At 62.8% G+C, this 18,649-nt stretch carries 15 protein-coding genes; all 15 read right to left on the reverse strand.

The genetic code is table 11. From position 1 onward, the window contains the following. Nucleotides 1-408 precede the first annotated feature (408 nt). The 15 genes from ACP2AV_RS10610 to ACP2AV_RS10680 all read right to left on the reverse strand — a co-directional run bounded on the left by ACP2AV_RS10610 (nucleotide 409) and on the right by ACP2AV_RS10680 (nucleotide 18,571). Nucleotides 409-1,563, reverse strand: a complete 1,155-nt coding sequence (locus tag ACP2AV_RS10610; RefSeq protein ID WP_426372681.1) for an acyl-CoA dehydrogenase family protein — start codon at nucleotides 1,561-1,563, stop codon at nucleotides 409-411. 6 nt (nucleotides 1,564-1,569) lie between these two features. Next, nucleotides 1,570-2,691: a CaiB/BaiF CoA transferase family protein gene (locus tag ACP2AV_RS10615; RefSeq protein ID WP_426372682.1), complete on the reverse strand. Its 1,122-nt coding sequence runs from the start codon at nucleotides 2,689-2,691 to the stop codon at nucleotides 1,570-1,572. Beyond that, entirely contained in the window at nucleotides 2,688-3,506 is an 819-nt protein-coding gene (locus tag ACP2AV_RS10620) for a citryl-CoA lyase (RefSeq protein WP_426372683.1), read from the reverse strand. Before ACP2AV_RS10620 ends, ACP2AV_RS10615 begins: the two co-directional genes overlap by 4 nt. A 3-nt stretch (nucleotides 3,507-3,509) precedes the next feature. Further along, the gene (locus ACP2AV_RS10625) at nucleotides 3,510-5,615 is read right to left on the reverse strand and encodes an acetate--CoA ligase family protein (RefSeq protein WP_426372684.1); all 2,106 of its coding nucleotides are present in this window, start codon (nucleotides 5,613-5,615) and stop codon (nucleotides 3,510-3,512) included. Further along, nucleotides 5,608-6,099, reverse strand: coding sequence for a MaoC family dehydratase (locus ACP2AV_RS10630; protein WP_027264371.1), 492 nt, complete (start codon nucleotides 6,097-6,099; stop codon nucleotides 5,608-5,610). The genes ACP2AV_RS10625 and ACP2AV_RS10630 overlap by 8 nt, the downstream gene beginning before the upstream one ends. Continuing rightward, a complete protein-coding gene (locus tag ACP2AV_RS10635; RefSeq protein ID WP_426372686.1) occupies nucleotides 6,096-7,616 on the reverse strand; it encodes a class I adenylate-forming enzyme family protein in 1,521 nt (506 codons plus the stop codon). Before ACP2AV_RS10635 ends, ACP2AV_RS10630 begins: the two co-directional genes overlap by 4 nt. Before the next feature lie 10 nt (nucleotides 7,617-7,626). Beyond that, nucleotides 7,627-8,799 (reverse strand): acyl-CoA dehydrogenase family protein, encoded by a 1,173-nt coding sequence (locus ACP2AV_RS10640; RefSeq protein WP_426372687.1) that lies wholly within the window; start codon nucleotides 8,797-8,799, stop codon nucleotides 7,627-7,629. Continuing rightward, nucleotides 8,792-9,541 carry an SDR family NAD(P)-dependent oxidoreductase gene (locus ACP2AV_RS10645; protein WP_426372689.1) on the reverse strand — a complete coding sequence of 250 codons (750 nt, stop codon included), beginning with the start codon at nucleotides 9,539-9,541 and terminating at the stop codon, nucleotides 8,792-8,794. The genes ACP2AV_RS10640 and ACP2AV_RS10645 overlap by 8 nt, the downstream gene beginning before the upstream one ends. Before the next feature lie 19 nt (nucleotides 9,542-9,560). Further along, nucleotides 9,561-10,850 (reverse strand): TRAP transporter large permease, encoded by a 1,290-nt coding sequence (locus ACP2AV_RS10650; protein WP_426372690.1) that lies wholly within the window; start codon nucleotides 10,848-10,850, stop codon nucleotides 9,561-9,563. Between the two features lie 2 nt (nucleotides 10,851-10,852). Next, on the reverse strand, nucleotides 10,853-11,422 hold the full coding sequence (locus ACP2AV_RS10655) for a TRAP transporter small permease (RefSeq protein ID WP_426372692.1): 570 nt from the start codon (nucleotides 11,420-11,422) through the stop codon (nucleotides 10,853-10,855). A 12-nt stretch (nucleotides 11,423-11,434) separates the two neighbouring features. Further along, the gene (gene dctP, locus ACP2AV_RS10660) at nucleotides 11,435-12,478 is read right to left on the reverse strand and encodes a TRAP transporter substrate-binding protein DctP (protein ID WP_426372693.1); all 1,044 of its coding nucleotides are present in this window, start codon (nucleotides 12,476-12,478) and stop codon (nucleotides 11,435-11,437) included. Between the two features lie 606 nt (nucleotides 12,479-13,084). After that, entirely contained in the window at nucleotides 13,085-13,888 is an 804-nt protein-coding gene (locus ACP2AV_RS10665) for an IclR family transcriptional regulator (RefSeq protein WP_426372694.1), read from the reverse strand. A gap of 139 nt (nucleotides 13,889-14,027) precedes the next feature. Then, complete coding sequence (locus ACP2AV_RS10670; RefSeq protein ID WP_426372695.1) at nucleotides 14,028-16,100, reverse strand: acetate--CoA ligase family protein; 2,073 nt, start codon at nucleotides 16,098-16,100, stop codon at nucleotides 14,028-14,030. A 65-nt stretch (nucleotides 16,101-16,165) separates the two neighbouring features. Beyond that, the gene (locus ACP2AV_RS10675; protein ID WP_426372697.1) at nucleotides 16,166-17,332 is read right to left on the reverse strand and encodes an acyl-CoA dehydrogenase family protein; all 1,167 of its coding nucleotides are present in this window, start codon (nucleotides 17,330-17,332) and stop codon (nucleotides 16,166-16,168) included. A gap of 30 nt (nucleotides 17,333-17,362) precedes the next feature. Continuing rightward, nucleotides 17,363-18,571, reverse strand: coding sequence for a CaiB/BaiF CoA transferase family protein (locus ACP2AV_RS10680; RefSeq protein WP_426372699.1), 1,209 nt, complete (start codon nucleotides 18,569-18,571; stop codon nucleotides 17,363-17,365). Nucleotides 18,572-18,649 lie beyond the last annotated feature (78 nt).

Here is an 18,649-nt window from a genome sequence, read left to right on the forward strand (position 1 = left end):
ACGGCGCGCAGTGCATCCATCGCCCGTGGTGACGGTTGAAAACACTTCTGCTCTTGCCCGTCCGAACCTCGTCTTTCGCAAGTGTGAACCAGAAATGACAAGCGATCGGCGTTCCGTTCCTCAACAGACCCAAGGTGTTTGTTGCTTTCTTTTTCGGATTCTGAACATTTTCTTCACGCAAACCCATCTGCATCGTCAGAACTTGGCGCTCAACGTGAGACGTGCCGACTGGTGCCATGTCAGGCGCACGACTTCTTTCTTGGTGCCAGTACACTCAGCGAAAGCCAGAACTCTCGAATTTCAAAGTGACCCCTTACCAGCAACGTAGGGCATGGCTCATCTCGATATGGTCCCGAGGTTCTGCGACATCCCAGCAGTAGATCGCAGGCACCCGCGACACCAATGTGATTAGCCCCGCAGGGCCGAGATGCCCAAAGCCCCCTGCGCCAGAAGCAGCGCCTGAAGCTGGTTGGTGCCTTCGGCAATCGTCAGATGTCGCACATCGCGATAGTAGCGTTCGACGGGGAAGTCCCGCGTGTAACCGGCCCCGCCGTGCACCTGCAAAGCGGTCTCGCAAACCCGCAGTGCCGTGTCGGAATTGTGCCGCTTGGCCATGGAGCAGGCCCGGCCGCGATCCGGCGCGCCACGATCCAGCGCGTCGGCGGCACGGCAGGCCAGCAGCCGCGAGGTTTCCACGCCCGTCATCATGTCGGCGATCATCTGCTGCACCAGCTGAAACCCGCCAATCTTGCGTCCGAATTGCTCGCGCTCGCCTGCGTAACGCAGCGCTGCCTCATAGGCCGCGATTGAAAGGCCCAGGCAGGTGAAAGAAACGAAACAGCGACCCACGTTCAGATAGTGTTTGGCGATGGCAAAAGCCTCGCCCTCGGCGCCGATCAGGTGATCTGCCGGCAGCGTCACGTCCTCGAACAGCAACTCGCCCAAAGGACATGAGTTCATGCCCATGCTGCGGACCTCGCGGGATGAAAACCCGGGCGTGTCAGCTTCGACCACGAAGGCCGAGACGCCCGCGCTGTCCCCGTCCCCCGATCGTGCGAAGACCACCCCCAGATCAGCCCCCGTCCCGTTCGAAATATAGAGCTTGCGCCCGTTCAAACGCCAGCCGTCACCGTCGCGCCGAGCGCGCGTTTCAACGTTGCTGGCGTCCGAGCCGACGTTCGGTTCGGTCAGCGCGAAAAAGGCTGTCTTGCGGCCCGAAACCAAGTCGCCCAGCCACCTTTCCTGCTGCTCTGGCGTGCCACGCTGCGCAATGATCATCAGGACCAGATTCGAAGTGCTGACGATGCTGCGCAGCGACGGCCAGACCTGCGACAGTTCGCACAAAAGCGTGCAATAGGTCAGATAGTCGAGCCCCGCGCCCCCTTGTCCCTCTGGCAAAAGACCGCCCAGCAGACCGAACTCGCCCATCTTCTGCAACACCTCGGTGGGCGGCAGACGGTGGGAATCCTCGTGCTCTTCGACCAGCGGCGCCACCTCGGCGTCGAGGTATTTGCGAAAGCTGCGGCGCGCGGTTTCCTGCCAGTCGTCCAGTTCGAACTGCATCGGTTATTACTCCGTGTCTTCGGTTTGCGCCAATATTTCGGCCTGATGCTCGCCCACCGCCGGGACCTGCCCCGCCGGATCGCCCATGCCCGCCATCGGCACCGGGAAGGCCAACACCTGCGCATCGCCCGCCGCACGCACCATTCCGCGTGCTTTCAGATGCGGATCATTGGCCAAGTCCTTCAACGCGTTGACCGGTGCGAACGGCACATCCTCGGCTTCAAAGACCTTTGCCCAATGCGCGTAAGATTTCTGCGCAATCAGCGGGCCGAGCGCGGCCTGAATGTCATCGGTGCGCGCGGTGCGCACGGCAAAATCGTCAAGCGCAGGATCATCAAAGCCAGTCAGGCCCGTGGCCCGGATCAAGCGCCGGAAGAAATGCGTCTCGATGGCCCCGATGGTGATATATTCCCCGTCAGAGGTCTGAAAGATGCCATAGGCGGCCCGGCGCAGGATGTCCGCCTTCGTGATCTCGCGCCCGGCGCGACGCCCGGCGTCCCACACCCCGTAGCGCGGGGCAACCCAGCTCGCCAGTGCATCCGTGATCGCCACATCAAGGTACTGGCCGCGGCCAGTGGTATCGCGCGCGCGCAGCGCGGCAAGAATGGTGATGATCGCATACATGGCTGCTGACAGATCCCCAACCGGCACGCCTGTTGTGTATTCGGGCGGCCCGTCGGGCGTGCCCGATATTGCGACCGCGCCCGCCATCGCCGCATAATTCAGGTCGTGGCCCGGCCAGTCCCGCGCCGGGCCGGTCTGGCCATAGCCACTGACCGAACAGTAAACGAGCCCGGGATTGAGCGCCGAAAGCGTCTCATAGTCGATACCCAGGCGCTTGGTGACGCCGGGCCGGTAGCCCTCGATCACCACGTCGGCCCGTTTTGCCAGCCGCAGGAATGCCGCGCGGTCGGTGTCATCCTTGAGGTTCAGGGAAATGCTCTTCTTGCCGCGGTTCACTGCCGCAAAGAGGCCGGGAAACATCACCCTTGCCGCGTCGCCTGCGGGACGTTCGACCTTGATGACTTCGGCCCCCATTTCGGCCAATTGTTGGGTTGCGTAGGGGCCGGGCAAAAGCTCGGTCAGATCCAGAATGCGCAGCCCTGCAAGCGGTGCGATGGCGTTCATTGTTGTTTTCCCTTTCCATGCGCGCGGGCCGGGTCGGCGATCCCGGCGATTTCCGCCGAGTCGTCCTGGTCCAGGATCATGTCCCAGATCTTCTGGCCTTGCGGGTTCTCGAGTTCCTCCATCAAATGCGCCAAAAGCCCGGCGGAGCGACCAATCAGGGCGAAAGCCCTAGCCCAGATCGGGGCAAGCCCCATGTCCGACACGGTGGCCCCGACCGCGCCGGCAGCGTTGATCGGCAGCAAACGGCCATATTCCTCGCGCGCGGCGGTCTCGACGGCGGTCATGAAACGCCAGTGCCGCCCGTCGAACCCGTTCTCGCCCGCGATGCGGCGCAGGACAGGGGTACGGGGGTCGCCCTCGACATGAATTGGATGACCGATGCCCGGCACGATGCGGCGCGCGGCGCGAAAGGCGCGCACGACCTCTTGGGCGCGGGCGGCATAGGCCGCGTCATCGTCGCCCTCGGTCAGATCGCCGATTTCGTTGCGGGTAAAGGCGGCGGCGTTCTGCATGGTGCCCAGAAAATGATTCCCCGCGCCCAGAAGACCCGCCGCCACTGCGCCCTGAAGCGATTCCGGCGCGCCCAGAATGGTCATCCGCGCGGCGATGGCACTGGGCGTAAGGCCGTGATCAGTCGCGGTGACGATGATCGCATTGGTCATCGCGCGGGTTTTTGCATCGGGTTCTTTCCCCGTGGCGGTGAAATAGATCATGTCGATGAAATCCATCTTGCCGAGGATATCATCAGCAAGATCGCGCCCGCGCACGTAGATGCGGTCGCGGGTGGTGAAGCCGATGTCCGTCTTTACCGTCATTGTCTAACCTTTCCCTTGTGTGTCGGTAGGTGCGCGCAGGATCACCGCATCGAGCACCGTGGCGCCCGCCGGACCGGCGCGCACCGGATTAAGGTCCATTTCCTCAATGTCGCCGCGCGCGCCCAAGGCGGCCAAGGTCACAAGAACATCGGCCAACGCGCCCAAATCGGCGCCGGGGCGGCCGCGCAATGGACCCAGCAGCGCGCGGCCGCGGATCTCGTCAATCATCGCCAGCGCTTCGCTGCGCCCGAAAGGTGCGGCGCGGTGCGTGATGTCAGAAAGCGCCTCGACCATCACGCCGCCAAGGCCGAAGCTTACCACCGGGCCGAACACCGGATCGCGGTGCAGTCCGGCCATCACTTCGACCCCCTGCCCCTGTTCCATCCGTTCGACCAAGGCCCGTTTCAACTGATGCCCCTGCGCGGCAAGCGATGCGCTCATCGCGTCCCAGGCTGCCGTCAGCGCATCGGCATCCGCCAGCCCGACGGCCACAGCCCCGGCTTCGGTCTTGTGCAGAAGGCCGGGTACCAGCGCCTTGAGCACCACGGGGAAACCGATCCCACGCGCCGCCTGGACGGCCTCGTGGGCGCTGGTCACAACCCGGCCCTCGGGCACTGTCAGGCCGAGAGTGGCCAGCGCGGACTTGGCCGAAGCCTCGTCCAGTTCACCAGACGGAAGGGCGGGTAGCAACGGGGTGTCGGTGTCCGCGGCGATCCAGTCGCCGCGCCAGATCAGCCGCTTCAACGCCGTCACCGCCTTGCCGAGGCTACGAAAGGGCGCCAGCCCTGCGGCGTTCAACGTACCATAACCAGCGGCGCGATACCCGCTCATCCACACCGGCACCAACAGCGCCGCACTGTCCGGCGCAAGTGCGTCCATGTCGTCGGCGGATCGGTCGGTGATCGGGCCGTAGTCGGCCGGGATCGGCAAAAGCACTACATCGGTGGCCGGATCGCGCGCCACCAGCGACAGGCAGTCGCGGTTGAGCGTATCCTGGGTGAAGACCTGGGTGGTCAGATCCACCGGGTTATCGACCGCCGCATAGGACGGCGCCAGCGCGCGCAGCCCGGTGCGGGTGTCGGGGGCCAGTTCCGACAGGGCCAGCCCGGCGCTGCCCACCATGTCGGCGGCCAGCGCTGCGGTGCCGCCCGAAAAGGAATAGACACAGATGCCCCGACGACGGGCGATGCCCGCACGCTCGAACAGCGCAGCGGTATCGATCAATTCGTCCAGATCGTCCACTTCGACAATGCCATGCTGGCGAAACAGTGCCGAGGTGACCGCCGCCGACCCCGCCAGCGCGGCGGTGTGCGAACGGGTGGCGGCAACGCCGTAGTCGGATTTGCCCACCTTCATCGCCACCACCGGCTTGCCGGCGCGGGCGGCGGCGCGAGCAGCAGCCAGAAAACGTGGCCCGTCGCGAAAGCCTTCAGCGAGAAGCGCGATTACCTTTATGTCGGGATCGCCCACCATGTGGTGCACAACATCGGCCATGGTCAGGTCGGCTTCGTTGCCGGTAGAGCACCACAGGCCAACGCCGATTCCCCGCTCGCTTGCCTGGATGAAAGCACGGCCAAGTCCGCCGCCCTGGGTGACAAGCCCGATGCCGCCGCCCAGCGTGTCGTTCTTGAACACCGGCGAAAAGGTCAGCCCAAGGCGGCGGTTGATGTTGCTCAGCCCTGGCGAGTTCGGCCCATAGATGCGCATCCCGCTTTGCCGGGCGATTTCGGCCATCTCGGCTTCGACGGCACGGCCCTCATCCCCGGTTTCGCCAAAGCCAGAGGTGAAGACGACCGCAAACCCCGTTCCTGCTGCCGCGCATTCGCGCAAGGCGCCCACCACCGCATCGGCCGGAAGGCACACCACCGCCACATCGACGGGGCCAGGCAAGGCCGACATTGCAGAATAGGCGCGCAAGCCATGCACCCTTTCACGCCCGGGGTTGACCGGAAAGATCTGCCCATCGAAGTCGGAATGCTCGGCAAGGTTCAGCAAGGTGTCGCTGCCCACGCTACGGGGCCTTTCACTGGCCCCCAGGATCGCCACGCTGCGTGGCGACAAGAGCCGCGAAAGATCGGGAAAGTCGCGGGCGACCACCGGCTCAGCCACCTTGCGGCGCCCGCCGGACGAGCAGTTTCCAGACCCCTTCCACCACGGTTTCGCCGCGCTGGTTTATGACCTCGCGCCGGAAGGACAGGATGCCGCGTTCGGGTTTCGAAGTCTCGCGCTTCTCGGCTACGGTGACGCGCACGCCAATCGTGTCGCCGATGAAGGTGGGGTTGGGAAAGCTGCACTGCATGTCGAGCAGCCCCAGAAGCGAGGGTTCCAGGAACGTGTTCATCAGCATCCGCGTGGTCAGCCCGGACATCACCGACACCACCAGAAGCCCGTGCGCGATACGCTGGCCAAAGGCCGAATCGGCGGCGTATTCGGCATCGACATGCAGCCGGTTGAAGTCGCCCGACAGGCAGGCGAAATTCGCCACGTCGGCCTCGGTAATGGTGCGGGTGGGGCTGTCGAACTGGTCGCCTTCGTTCAGGTCCTCCCAGTAGAGTTGCTGGCCCTTCAGGGCCGAAAGATCGGGCCGTGTCATTGGGTTTCCTCCTCTGGCAGCGCCAACACTGCCTCTTTCAGTTCAGCCTTGAGAACGCGGCCGGTCAGGTTGCGCGGCACCGCCGCCATAAAGACCACGCGCCGCGGGCGCTTGTATCGGTCAAGCCGGGTTTCGGCATGGGCGATCACATCGGCCGCCGTCAGCTGCGCGTCCGGCGCGGGCACGATCACTGCGCAGATCGCCTCGGTCCAGCGCGGATCGGGCAGACCCACGCAATGCGCTTCGGCGATCGCCGGGTGGCTGGCCAGCGCTTCTTCGATCTCGGGGGCGTAGACATTGATGCCGCCGCTCTTGATGATGTCGCGCTTGCGGCCGGTGAACCAGAGCAACCCTTCGGCATCGATCCGGCCCAGATCGCCCACGGTCAGATAATCGCCGCGCCGGGTTTCGGCGGTCAGCGCGTCGTCCTTGTAATACCCGTCATAGCGGCTTTCGCTGCGGGTGCAGATTTCGCCGACTTCACCCTGCGGCACCTCGTTTCCATCGTCGTCGAGGATCTTCAATTCGACGCCAAAGAACGGGCGGCCAACGCAGTTGCCCGCCAGATTCCGACGCAGGTCCTCAGCAGTGAGGTTGGCGTAGGGGCCCGCCTCGCTTGACGCGGCATAGATCATCAGCGCATCGCCAAACTTGTCCAGCGCAGCGTGCTTGAGATCAGGATACATTTCGCCGCCGCCCGATTGCAGCGTGCGTAGCGACGACAGGTCGGCGCTGGCGAAGCCCTCGGCCTCGACCATCCGCTGGAGCATGGCCGGCAGCAGCATCGTGGCGGTCAGCCGTTCGTCCTCGATCAAGCGCAGGGCACCGGCGCCGTCGAAGCGGCGCATCAGATAGACGCTGGCCCCCAGATAGAGCGGTAGCAGCGTGTATGTGCAGCCAGCCGACAGGCAGATCGGCAGCGCAGATAGCGCCCGGTCGTCGGGGCGAAAGCGCTGTTCAATGGCGCGTTCTTCCATGCCAAACAGGCTGCGCAGCGCGCCCTTGGGCTTGCCGGTAGTCCCCGAGGTGTGCAGCATGATCGTGGTGCCATCCTGCCCTTGCGGTGGATCGGGCGGGGTGTCTGCCAGAAGGTCCGACAGGCGCGGCAGGCCTTGCGCGCCCTCTGCCACGTCGCCCAAGGCGATGATGTCACTCACCACAGTTCGAAACAGATCGGCATGGTCCAGCGCCGCATCGCCCAGCAGCAGGGTCTTGCTGTCCGAGCGCGCGACCACATCGGCCATGACGTCGGGCGCGATGCGATAGTTGATCGGCGCAGGGATCGCGCCCAGCCCCGTCACCGCCACATAGGCGGCAAGGAAATCGGGATGGTTTTCCGAGATCACCGCAACCTTGTCGCCCGGTCCGATGCCGCGCCGCGCCAGCACGGTCATCATCCGTTCCACCCGGTCAAGGAAATCTGTGTAAGTCTGGCTGCGCCCCTCAAACACCACTGCGGGTTTCGTCGGAAACCGCCGTGCATTCAGCCTGAGGGCATGGAGAAAGGTCATCGGCATGGCCGCCTCCTCAGGTGAAGGCCGAGATCCCGAGAACCTCGCGCCCTATGATCAATGTCTGAATTTCCGATGTGCCTTCGGGGATCAGCCCGCCGCGCGTGTCGCGGAACAACCGCTCGACGGGGTAGTCGGTGGAATAGCCCAGCCCCCCGTGCGCCTGCAGCGCCATCGAGGCCACCTCATGCGCCGCTTCGCTGGCATAAAGCTTGGCGATCGAGCATTCCTTGCGCCCGGGCAGACCCGCGTCCAGCGCTTGGGCGGCACGGTCAGTCAGCGCGCGCGCCGCTTCGGTGCGGATGGTCATGTCGACGATCAGCTTTTGCACCAGCTGGTAGCTTGCGATCACGTTGCCGAACTGCTTGCGCGTCTTGACGTAATCGGTGGACAGGTCCAGCGACCGCTGCGCCGCGCCAACCGCGCCGGCGGCCACGTTGAGCCGGCCATAGTTCAACCCCGTAAGGATCGCCTTGAGGCCCTTGCCCGCCGGACCCAGCAGGTTTTCCTTAGGCACCTTTGCGTCGTGAAAGGCCAGCTGCGATGTCGCCGTGGCCTTGATGAACATCGTTCCCACGCGCGAGGCTTCGAAATCGGTTTCCTCGGGGTCCACGATGAACAGACTCAGATCGCCATCACAGCCTTCGGTGAAGGTCCGTGCCACCAGGATTCCGACCCGCCCGTGAACGCCGTTCGTCGTCCACAGCTTGCCGCCATTGATCAGCCAGTGGTCGCCCTTGTCCTCGGCCCGGGTCTGGACCGAGGCGACGTCCGAGCCGTGGTCGGGTTCGGTGATCCCGACCCAGACCGGCATTTCGCCAGCCATGACGGGTTTCAGCCATTTTTCCTTCTGCCGCGCGTCACCCAGATGGTGCAGCAACGCGGCGACGATATTGACGGTGTTGAGCAAGACCCGGAGCGAGAGCCAGCGATACCCCGCCTCTTCCATCATCATCGCCCAGGTGCGGTAGCTGAGGCCGTACCCGCCAGCCTCTTCGGGCAAAAGCCCGCCGAGATAGCCGAACTGGCGCAACTCGCCCACCATTTCCCAAGGCAGCTCGCCCGCCGCCTCGCATTCGGCGATCCGGGGTTCGGTCAGCTTGTCTGCCATGAAACCCCGAATGCTGTCGCGCAACATTCGGGTCTCTTGTTCCTGGTCCTCCGCGGATGGCGGGACGTGTTCAGCCATACCGCCCCCCTGTGACATGCAGCGTCTCGCCCGAGATGTATTCGGCCGCATCCGAGGCCAGGAAGACCACCCCGTTGGCAATGTCGCGCTCGGTGCCCAGACGCGGCACGGTGTTCATCGCCAGCGCGCGGGACTTGATCCGATCATAGTTCGGAAGCGATTCGATCATGTCCGTGGCGATGAAACCTGGCGCGATGGCATTGACGGTGACGTTGAACCGCCCCTGCTCCATCCCGAGTGCCCGGGTGAAGCCAATGATGCCGGCCTTGGCGGCCGCATAGTTGGTCTGCCCCGGATTGCCGAGATAGGCCCGCGACGAGATATTGATCACGCGGCCCCAATTTTGCTGCATGAAATGCGGCACCACCGCGCGCGAACAGTTGTAGGCGCCCTTCAGGATCACGCCGACGACGGCATCCCAATCCTGCTCGGGCATCTTGGTGATGTAATTGTCGCGCGGAAATCCGGCGTTGTTGACCAGGATGTGGACGGCGCCAAATGCCTCAATCGTGCGCGCGACGAGGGCTTCGACCTGTGCCTCGTTCGTGACGTCGCAGACCACGCCGATCGCGTCGTATCCGTCGGCCTCAAGAGCGGCGCGGGTGGCCTCTGTTGTTTCGGGGTCGATATCTGTGATCACCACCTTGGCCCCCTCTTCGGCCAGCGCGCGCGCGGTCACTGCGCCGATGCCGCGTCCCGATCCGGTGACGATAGCCACCTTGTCCTTTAGTCCCAGTTCCAAGTTACGCTCCTTCAGGTTGTCAGTATTCGCCCGAGAACACGGTTACGATCTCGGGAAAGAATGCGATCAGGGCCAAGACCGCGAATTCGGCCAGCACGAAAGGCAGCACCCCGACAAAGACCCGTTTAAGCGGCACGCCGGTGATCGAGCTGGCGACGAAAACGTTCATTCCGATTGGGGGGGTAATCAGCCCGATTTCGACCGTTTTGGTCACCAGGATGCCGAACCAGATCGGCGAATACCCCAGCTCCATCACCATCGGAAAGACAATCGGCATGGTAAGGATCAGGATCGCCAGCTGATCCATGACGCAGCCCAAAAGCACGTAGATCACGATCAGGATCAGGATCACCACGCCGGGCCCGATCTCAAGCCCTTGCACAAAGGTGACCAGCGCCTGCGGCGCCATGGTCAGGGTGACAAAATAGCCAAAGATATGCGCCCCGATGATAATGGTGAAAATCATCGCCGTAGGGCGCGTGGTGCGTTCGAGCGCGCCCATGAAGTCGCGCCAACCCATGCGTCTCAGCATCCCGGCGGCAATCAAAATCGCGCCAAAGCAGCCGACCGCGGCGGCTTCGGTCACGGTGACAGCGCCAGAATAGATCCCAGCCACGACAAAGACGAACAGCAGAACCACCGGCCAGATATCGCGCAGTGACGCGAAGCGCTCACGCCACCCATGGCTTTGCACTGGTGGCGCCAGATCGCGGTTCAGCGTCGCCCAGACCATCGTGATTCCGGCAAAGCTGAGCGCGGTAATGAGCCCCGGCAGAATGCCGGCAATGAACAGCCCGCCGATCGAGGTTTCGGTGATGATACCGTAAACCATCAGCACAACCGAAGGCGGGATCATGATTGAAAGCGTCCCGGCCGCCGCAACCGTGCCTACGATCATGCCGCGGTCATAGCCATATTTTTCAGCCTCGGGCGCGACGGTGCGCGCCATCGTGGCCGTCGCCGCGGTGGACGATCCCGAAACCGCCCCGAAGCCTGCGCTGGTAAAGACCGTGGCCACGGCCAGCCCGCCGGGCAAATGGCCCACCCACCTGTTGGCGGCGCGAAACATGTCCGACGAAATCCGACTGGCCGACAGGATCTCGGCCATAAGGATGAACAAGGGAATGGCGGTCAACAGCCAAGAGGCGGTGTTGCGATACGGGGCCACCGACAGGATGCCGAGCGCCAGATTGAGCCCACCGATCAGATACAGGCCGACGGTGCCGGCGATGCCCATGGCAAAACCAATCGGCATCCCGACGACGAGAAGAGCCGCCAGCAAAAGCGACACAGGTGCGAGAAATTCCATGGTCAGTCCGTCCGATCTGTCGCGTCGCGAAGGCGCTGCACGTCACCCGCCGCATTCACGAGAAGCCGCAGAACGATCAGCACGCAGCCGATCGGCGCAATCACAAGGGTGGTGACGAGCGGCGCGTCGATGTCGCCAGATGTGCGATATCCGTAATCCCACGCCTTGAGCGCTTCGCGCGAGGCGCCGTAGCAGACCAGCGCGAAAAACGCGGCCGCCGCCAGTCGCAAGACCACGTTGAAACCCGCCCGCAACTTGTCGGGCAGAGCTTCGAACAGGATTCCCACCCGCACATGGCCATCGTACATTTCAAGATAGCTCAGGCTTCCGAACACGATGATCGGCATCAGATAAAGCTCTGTGGCGCCGATGACCCCTTCGATCGGGTCGTTCAGGATATAGCGGGTAAAGACCTGGATAAGGATCAGCACCAGCATGATCGTCATCGCAGCGCGCGACAGAAAGTTCGCCCAGGTATCTACCCGGTCCATCGCACGGCCCAGGGGGCCGTGCAATCCAACGCTTGGCGACAGCACGCCGTCCTCTTGCGGATCAAGATCATTCGGGGGCACGGTTAGGTACCCTTACTGCGCCTGGTGCTTTTCGATATTCGCGCGAAAAGCCTCCAGTACTTCGCCTGCGGGCAATCCACGATCTTCCAGGCCAGAGACCCAGGCATCAAAGACAGGCGCTGTGGCCGTCTTGACCTGTTCGCGCTGCGCTTCGTCCAGGACGATAACCTTGATACCACCTTCTCGCATCTTGCTTTCAAGCTCGGCTGCCGAGCGGTCGGTTTCTTCGGCCGAGCGCTGCATCGCCTCCTGCGAAGCTTGGTTGATGGCCTGCTGATGTTCGGGCGAAAGGCCCTGCCAGACTTCTTCGCGGATCACGTAGGGCGCCCAATACACAAAGACATCCAGCCCCAGCACGGCGGTATCGATCACCTCGTCGAGCTTGTATGAATAGACGCTGGTGGTGGGAAAGATGGTGCCGTCGACCGTGCCGGTGCGGATGGCCTGATAGGTTTCCGGGCTGGGAATGTCGACCGGCGCGCCGCCCAGGGCCTTGACCGATTCCGCCATGTTTCCAGCGATGGTTTTCAGCTTCAGCCCCTCGATGTCTTCAAGGCCATCAACGTCCTTGCCGCGGGTAAACAGGTTGTAGGTCGACGTCATCACACCCCAGACCGGGCGCATCCCGTTGCCCAGGAAATCGTTCTCCAGGATCGGGCCTGACGTCACCGTATCGAAAAAGGCCGGCGTTCCGACTGAGCTTTGCGAGAACAGACCGGGAAGCGTGTGGACGCCTGCCAACGGCATCGTGCCCCCGTTATAGGCCGGCGGAACATAGCCGACGTCGACGACACCCGTTTGCACCATCGAGAACATGTCGCGCAACGACCCCAGTTGCCCAGCGCCGAAATACTGGAACTTGATCTCTCCGTCGGTCAATTCGGTCACACGGTCCATCCAGTAGGCGGTGCCGGTCTCGACGATATAATGACCCGGCGGAAAGGTATCTGCGACCTTGAGCGTCACCTCGGCCATCACGACCTGCGGTGCCACTGCGCCCGCGATCACCAGCGCCGCGCCCGCGGCAATCCGATCCAATTTTGTGTTTATTGTCATGGCAGACTTCCTCCCTACGGCCTTTTTTGACCGTGCTCCCTTCGGCCTTGTTTGGCCTTGTTTGGCCTTGTTCGGGCAGCCGAGCATGGTGCCCCGAACCGGTCAACGCAATTGGACGGCCGAGCGCGCTTCTGTCGCCAGATCGCACATATATGCGATTTCGCGAACCGACACGGCGACGGCGCCCATGCGCAAATCGCGGGTCAATCGGATGTCGGAATCCGCAACGTATTTCCGGCTATGCGGAAGAGGCCCAGATGGGCAACTTGATCCATAAATGCTGGGAACGGCTATAGTCAGAACACGGGCAAACCTGTGAACCGAAAGGCGCGCCGGTCGAGAAAATCTGGCCCATCATAAACGGCCCGCAATTTTCGTTTGTATGCGCAGTGCGCGACGCAAACCAGGCCGTCAACTACTTCAAATCGCGCGCCCCGCGCCCGCAGTCAATCTTGCCCAAACACGGCGCAGCCGGGTGAACCCCGGCTGAAACCGCAGGCCATTGCCCTGCGTGACTTTTTATAGGGATTGGACAACAAACCTGCGCTGCCAATCCCCTTTGCGACCGATCAAACCATTGATCGTAACGCTTGCTGGACCTGTCGTTCAGCAGGCGACAGTTCGTTGGCCTATCTTGCTCAGATTTTGAACGATCTCTTCACGCATGATTTTCACGATCTCTTTTTCGGACCGCAGGATGACATCCGTGGGGGCGCCAACACCGACGGCAAAAAGCCGCGAACTCAAGTGATTAGGGAACGGCATTGAAATCAAGCCGCATCCTTTAACAACCTGATCGGTTGACAGGTAGTAGCCCTTGGCACGGGTTTCTGCCAGCGAGGCGACGAAGGCCTTCACGTCGACTGCCGGTTCGTCGGGCGCGCGATAGGCGTTGATCTTGCGGAACAGGCTGCACACCTCTTCGTCGCTGAAGCGACTCATCAGAACGCGCCCCACGCCCGAGTTGCCCAGCGGGCGACGTGTCCCGAGTGATATGTGGTGGATGGGCGATTTTTTCGGACGGATGACTTGCACATATTCGGCCTCGTCGCCGTTCTTTATTGCCAGCACCACCACGTGCTGCGTGCGCTGCGAAATCGTCTTGAGCAGCCGGTGGATTGTCCCTTCGCCAAACAGATCGGGATTCATCCACGACCCCAAAAGCGGCACGCGCTCGGTAGGAAAATAGTTCTTTTTGCGGGCATCGTGCGTCAGGAACCCAAGTTTGACCAAGCTTTTCAGCAGCGCCGAGGTGCTCGACTGTGGATACCCAAGTTCTTTAGAGACCTCGACGACAGATAGCGGTCGCCGCACCTCGTCGAAATACACCAACGTGTGACAAGTGCGCGCGACCGATTTCACGATGTGGTCCCCGCCTGCCTTCACCGAAGTCTGATGCGCGTCTTCCATGATCCCCTCCCTGCGTGCAATTATGTGAACAGTATTCATAAAGAAGAATGGCCGCGCACATAATTTCTGTCAACTCTTAGAAAATCGCAGAGGGCTTGCCGCACGCGAGTTGGGATCGGGACGATGTCTGGATCGGTTGTCAGTGACCTCCTGGCTTGGTGGGGATGATGACGCCGTCAGCGGCAACAGCGCCCTTGCCATTTGCGCCGACGATCAACGGATTGACATCGATGGCCTCAAGCGCTGCCCCATGATGGGCGGCAAAGGCTGACAGGCGCGCAAGCGCGTCGGCGAGCGCGTCGATGTCGCGTTCCGGCGCGCCCCTGAATGCGTCCAGCAATTTGCGGCTGCGGATTTCGTCGATCATGCGGCGTGCTTCGGCAGGCCCAAAAGGCGCGACGCGGAAGGACACGTCCTCCAGGGCCTCGACAAACACCCCGCCCAGGCCGAACATGACCACCGGGCCAAAGGCCGGATCCTGCGTCACGCCAAGGATGGCTTCCAGACCGGGTTCGGCCTGCTCGGCGACCACCAGCCCGTCAATCCGGGCGTCGGGCATTTTCTCGGACGCCAATTTCAGGATCTGCGCTCCGGCGGCGCGGACATCTTCGGCTGAACGCAGGTCCAGCGCGACGCCCCCGATATCGGATTTGTGCAGGATGTCGGGCGAAGCAATCTTCAGCACAACCGGAAAGCCCATCTCTTGCGCCGCCTCGGCTGCCGCCTCGGGCGTCTTGGCCAAGGTTTCACGTACGATCGCGATGCCGGCTTCTGCAAGCAGGGCCTTGGCCTCGATCTCATTCACCATTGCGTCGGGCAACGGCGACAAGTCAGATAGTTCGGGTATCGGATCATTTTCGCCAGCCCGTGCGAAGGACCGGGCGAAATAGCGCAACGCGGCCATCGCGCGCACAGCACGGGTCGGTTCTTCGAACACGATGAACCCTGAGCGTTCGTACGCCGCGCGGCCCTCAGGTTCCGTCAGCGAACAAAACAGCATCGGGCGGCCGGGGTACTTTTCGCGGATGCGCTCAAGACCGGTTCGAATGGCTTCGTTCAGGTCGGCGACAAGACCGACGGTAGACATAAAGATCACCGCCCCATCGATTTCGCCGTCACCAAACAACACATCCATGTTAGTTTCCAGCAGGTCGATCTGGTTGACCAGTTGCGCCGTCACATCAACCGGGTTGCGAACCCCTGCAAAAGGCAGCACCTCTTTCAACTTCTTCTGTGCATGATCGGGAAGGGCCGGTACGTCCAGGTTCAGCTTTTCGGCTTCGTCGGCCATCATAACTCCGACGCCGCCGGACACCGTCACAAGGCCCAGGCGATCGCCCTGCATCATCGAACCGGATTCGGCGCAGGCATAGGTCACATCGAACATTTCATCGACCGATTGCGCCCGGTAGACGCCGTACTGGCGAAAAGCGGCATCATAGACCGCATCGGCCCCCGCCAGCGAAGCGGTGTGCGACTGCGCGGCCTCGGCGCCGACCGCGCTACGCCCGACTTTCATCATGACCACCGGCTTTTCGCGCGCGCGCGCCAATTCCAGGGCTTCGACCAGCCTGTCGCGGTCGGTCGCGCCTTCGAGGTATCCCATGATCACGCGGGTATCGTCATCCTGCGCGCAATAGGCCACGGCATCGGCGAAATCGACATCGCAGGAATTGCCCGTCGTCGCCCAGATGTTGACGCCCAGTCCGCGCATCCGGACCAGCGTCATGCAATACGACCCAAAAGCGCCGCTTTGGCTGACGATCGACACGCCGCCCGGCTTTGGCAGGTGCTGTTCGACCCCGGGCGTGAATGTTGCATAGAGGTTGTGGCGCACGTTGGCGATGCCAAGGCAGTTCGGCCCCACAAGGCGCATCCCGCCTTCGCGCGCGATATCCACCATGCGCGCCTGCAGCGCGGCCCCGTCGGCATCAACCTCGGAGAACCCCGAGCTGAAGATCACCGCCCCCCGCACGCCGCGGGCCGCGCATTGCTCGACCGCCTGAACTGCCAACGGCGCGGGCAGCGCGATCACGGCCAAGTCCGGTGTCGTCGGCGCCTGCGCGATCGACGGATACGCTGTCAGGCCCTGCACCTCGGCCGATTTGGGGTTGATGGGCAGGATCGGGCCGGCGAACCCGTGCCGTTTGAGAAAATCCACCGGCCGTCCGCCGATGCGCTTGGGGTCACTCGAGGCGCCAATCACTGCCACAGATCTTGGGGAAAAAATGGCATCCATTCCGTCAATTCGCATGGGTCTTCCTTTGATTTTCGAAACTAGTAGGATTTTGGCAAGCCGAGCGCGTGTTCCGCGATGAACGAAAGCACCAGTTGCGGGGTGACCGGTGCGATACGGAACAGGATGGCTTCCCGAACCAGGCGTTCGACATGGTATTCCTTGGCATAGCCAAACCCGCCGAATGTCAGCTGCGCAGTCTGCGTCGCCTTCACCGCCGCTTCACCGGCCAGGTATTTGCCTGCGTTGGCTTCGCTTCCACAGGGCTTGCCGGCGTCGTACAGCGCGCCTGCGTGCATGGCCATCAGATTGGCCGCTTCCAGTTCCGCCCAGCTCGCGGCAAGGGGGTGCTGCACACCCTGGTTCTGACCGATCGGCCTGCCAAAGACGACACGCTCATTGGCATAATCCGCCGCGCGCCGAAGCGCGTTGCGCCCGATCCCGACCGCTTCGGCGGCGATCAGGACCCGTTCAGGGTTCAGCCCGTGCAGGATCTGGCGAAAGCCCTGACCTTCTTCGCCAATCAGATCCTCGGCCGGGATCGGCAGCCCGTCGATGAACAGCTCGTTTGAATCGACGCATTTGCGGCCCATCTTTTCGATCTCGCGCACTGTGACGAATGTGCGATCCAGATCGGTGTAGAACAGGCTCAAACCTTCGGTCGGTTTCTTGACGTCCTCAATTGGGGTGGTGCGCGCCAGAAGCAGGATCTTGTCGGCCTCTTGGGCGGTCGAAATCCAGACCTTTTGCCCGTGCACGATATAGCGGTCACCCTGTCGCACGGCGCGTGTTTTCAGCTTGGTCGTGTCCAGGCCGGTGGTCGGTTCAGTCACCCCGAAACACGCACGCTCTTCGCCCGCGACCAAGGGCGGAAGGTACTTCTTTTTCTGGTCATCGGTGCCGAATTTCACGACCGGGTTCAGGCCGAAGATGTTCATGTGGATCGCCGAGGCAGCGCTGTTGCCGCCGCCGGATTCCGCAATGGCCTGCATCATGATCGCGGCATCGACGATGCCAAGACCGGCGCCCCCGTATTCTTCGGGGATGGCGATCCCCAGCCAGCCATCGCGGGCCAGCTTTTGGTGCAACTCGCGCGGGAAACCGCCTTCGCGATCACGGGTCAGCCAGAATTCGTCATCGAATTCTTCGCAGATCCGCAGGACCGCATCGCGAATTCCCTGCTGCTCGGATGTCATCTGATAGGTCATGAGTTCCTCCTCAAGTCTTGCAGACCCAGCTCAGTGGTCTGGTTCGGCCACTGCGCCTTTTTCGGTCAGTTTGTCGATTTGCCCGGCGTCATACCCGAGCTCTTTCAGAATCGTGCGGCTGTCGGCGCCCAATTCGCTGCGCCCAAGCCAGCGCAGCCGGCCCGGCGTCTTGTCCAGTTTTGGCACCGGCCCGACCACCTTGGTGTCGTCACCTTCCACACCGACGATGTCCCCTCGTGCGGCGATCTGGGGATCGGCCAGGATATCATCGACGTCATAGACCATCGCCGCCACGGCATCGTGGGCGCTAAAGATGTCGATCGCCCCCTGCGCATCATGCTGCGCCACAAAGGCCCCAAGGCGCTCAACAATTTCGTCCATATTCTCGGCAAAGCCGTCAAGGCTTTGGAACTGCGGCTGCTCGGCCCATTCCTTTCCGCCAGCCGCCTCTAAAAGACGCCGCCCGGTGGCCGCGCTGCCCGCGCTGACGGTGACCCATTTCCCGTCCCGCGCGCGAAATACCCCGGCGGGGGCGTAGGAATTGGGGGCCTGAAGACCGTTTCGATCAACCGGCAGGCCCGCGCCAGTGCGCGTCGGGATGTGGTAGTCGATCAAACGCAACAGCGGCTCGAATATCGCCAGATCCACCACCTGGCCCCGCGCGCTGCCGTTTCGCACTGCATGCAGCGCCATCATCGCGCCGTAGGCCGCCATCAGGCCGGTGGTTGAATCGGCGGCGGGAAAGCCGGGGTGCATGGGTGCGTTGTCGGCAAAGCCCGTGATATGGGCCAGCCCGCTCATGGCTTCGCCGGCGCGACCGAACCCCGGCCACGAGGCGCGCGGCCCGGTCTGCCCGTACCCCGAAATCCGCACGATCACCAGATCGGGGTTCCAGTCGTGCAACACCTCTGGCGCCAACCCTGCCCTTTCCAGCACACCGGGGCGGAAATTTTCGATCAGCACATGAGCGTTTTCGACCAGGCGGCGCAAAACCGCGCGACCGTCTTCGCTCTTCCAGTCCAGCGCCAAAAGACGTTTGTTTCGGGCCAAGGTCTTCCACCAGGCGCCCACGCCATCGCTGGCGCGCGCGCTCAGCACCCGCAGCATGTCGCCCTGCCCCGGACGCTCGATCTTGATCACGTCAGCCCCGAAATCCGACAGCAATGCGCCGCACATGGGTGCGGCGATCACATGGCCCAATTCAATCACCCTGACGTCGCTCAGTGGTCCGTTATCCATGTTCACGCGGTTTGCCTCACTTTGCGCTATTTTTCTGTCGTCAAGCCCTAGTTTTCGGCCCTGACGGACTCAGTCTGT

Source organism: Aliiroseovarius sp. PTFE2010 (genome assembly GCF_049943335.1).
GTDB lineage: Bacteria > Pseudomonadota > Alphaproteobacteria > Rhodobacterales > Rhodobacteraceae > JBNFVY01.

Coding starts and splice junctions, on each gene's coding strand:
- ACP2AV_RS10610 (WP_426372681.1), bottom strand. CDS start 1,563: ATGCAGTTCGAACTGGACGACTGGCAGGAAACCGCGCGCCGCAGCTTT.
- ACP2AV_RS10615 (WP_426372682.1), bottom strand. CDS start 2,691: ATGAACGCCATCGCACCGCTTGCAGGGCTGCGCATTCTGGATCTGACC.
- ACP2AV_RS10620 (WP_426372683.1), bottom strand. CDS start 3,506: ATGACGGTAAAGACGGACATCGGCTTCACCACCCGCGACCGCATCTAC.
- ACP2AV_RS10630 (WP_027264371.1), bottom strand. CDS start 6,099: ATGACACGGCCCGATCTTTCGGCCCTGAAGGGCCAGCAACTCTACTGG.
- ACP2AV_RS10635 (WP_426372686.1), bottom strand. CDS start 7,616: ATGCCGATGACCTTTCTCCATGCCCTCAGGCTGAATGCACGGCGGTTT.
- ACP2AV_RS10640 (WP_426372687.1), bottom strand. CDS start 8,799: ATGGCTGAACACGTCCCGCCATCCGCGGAGGACCAGGAACAAGAGACC.
- ACP2AV_RS10650 (WP_426372690.1), bottom strand. CDS start 10,850: ATGGAATTTCTCGCACCTGTGTCGCTTTTGCTGGCGGCTCTTCTCGTC.
- dctP (WP_426372693.1), bottom strand. CDS start 12,478: ATGACAATAAACACAAAATTGGATCGGATTGCCGCGGGCGCGGCGCTG.
- ACP2AV_RS10665 (WP_426372694.1), bottom strand. CDS start 13,888: ATGGAAGACGCGCATCAGACTTCGGTGAAGGCAGGCGGGGACCACATC.
- ACP2AV_RS10675 (WP_426372697.1), bottom strand. CDS start 17,332: ATGACCTATCAGATGACATCCGAGCAGCAGGGAATTCGCGATGCGGTC.
- ACP2AV_RS10680 (WP_426372699.1), bottom strand. CDS start 18,571: ATGGATAACGGACCACTGAGCGACGTCAGGGTGATTGAATTGGGCCAT.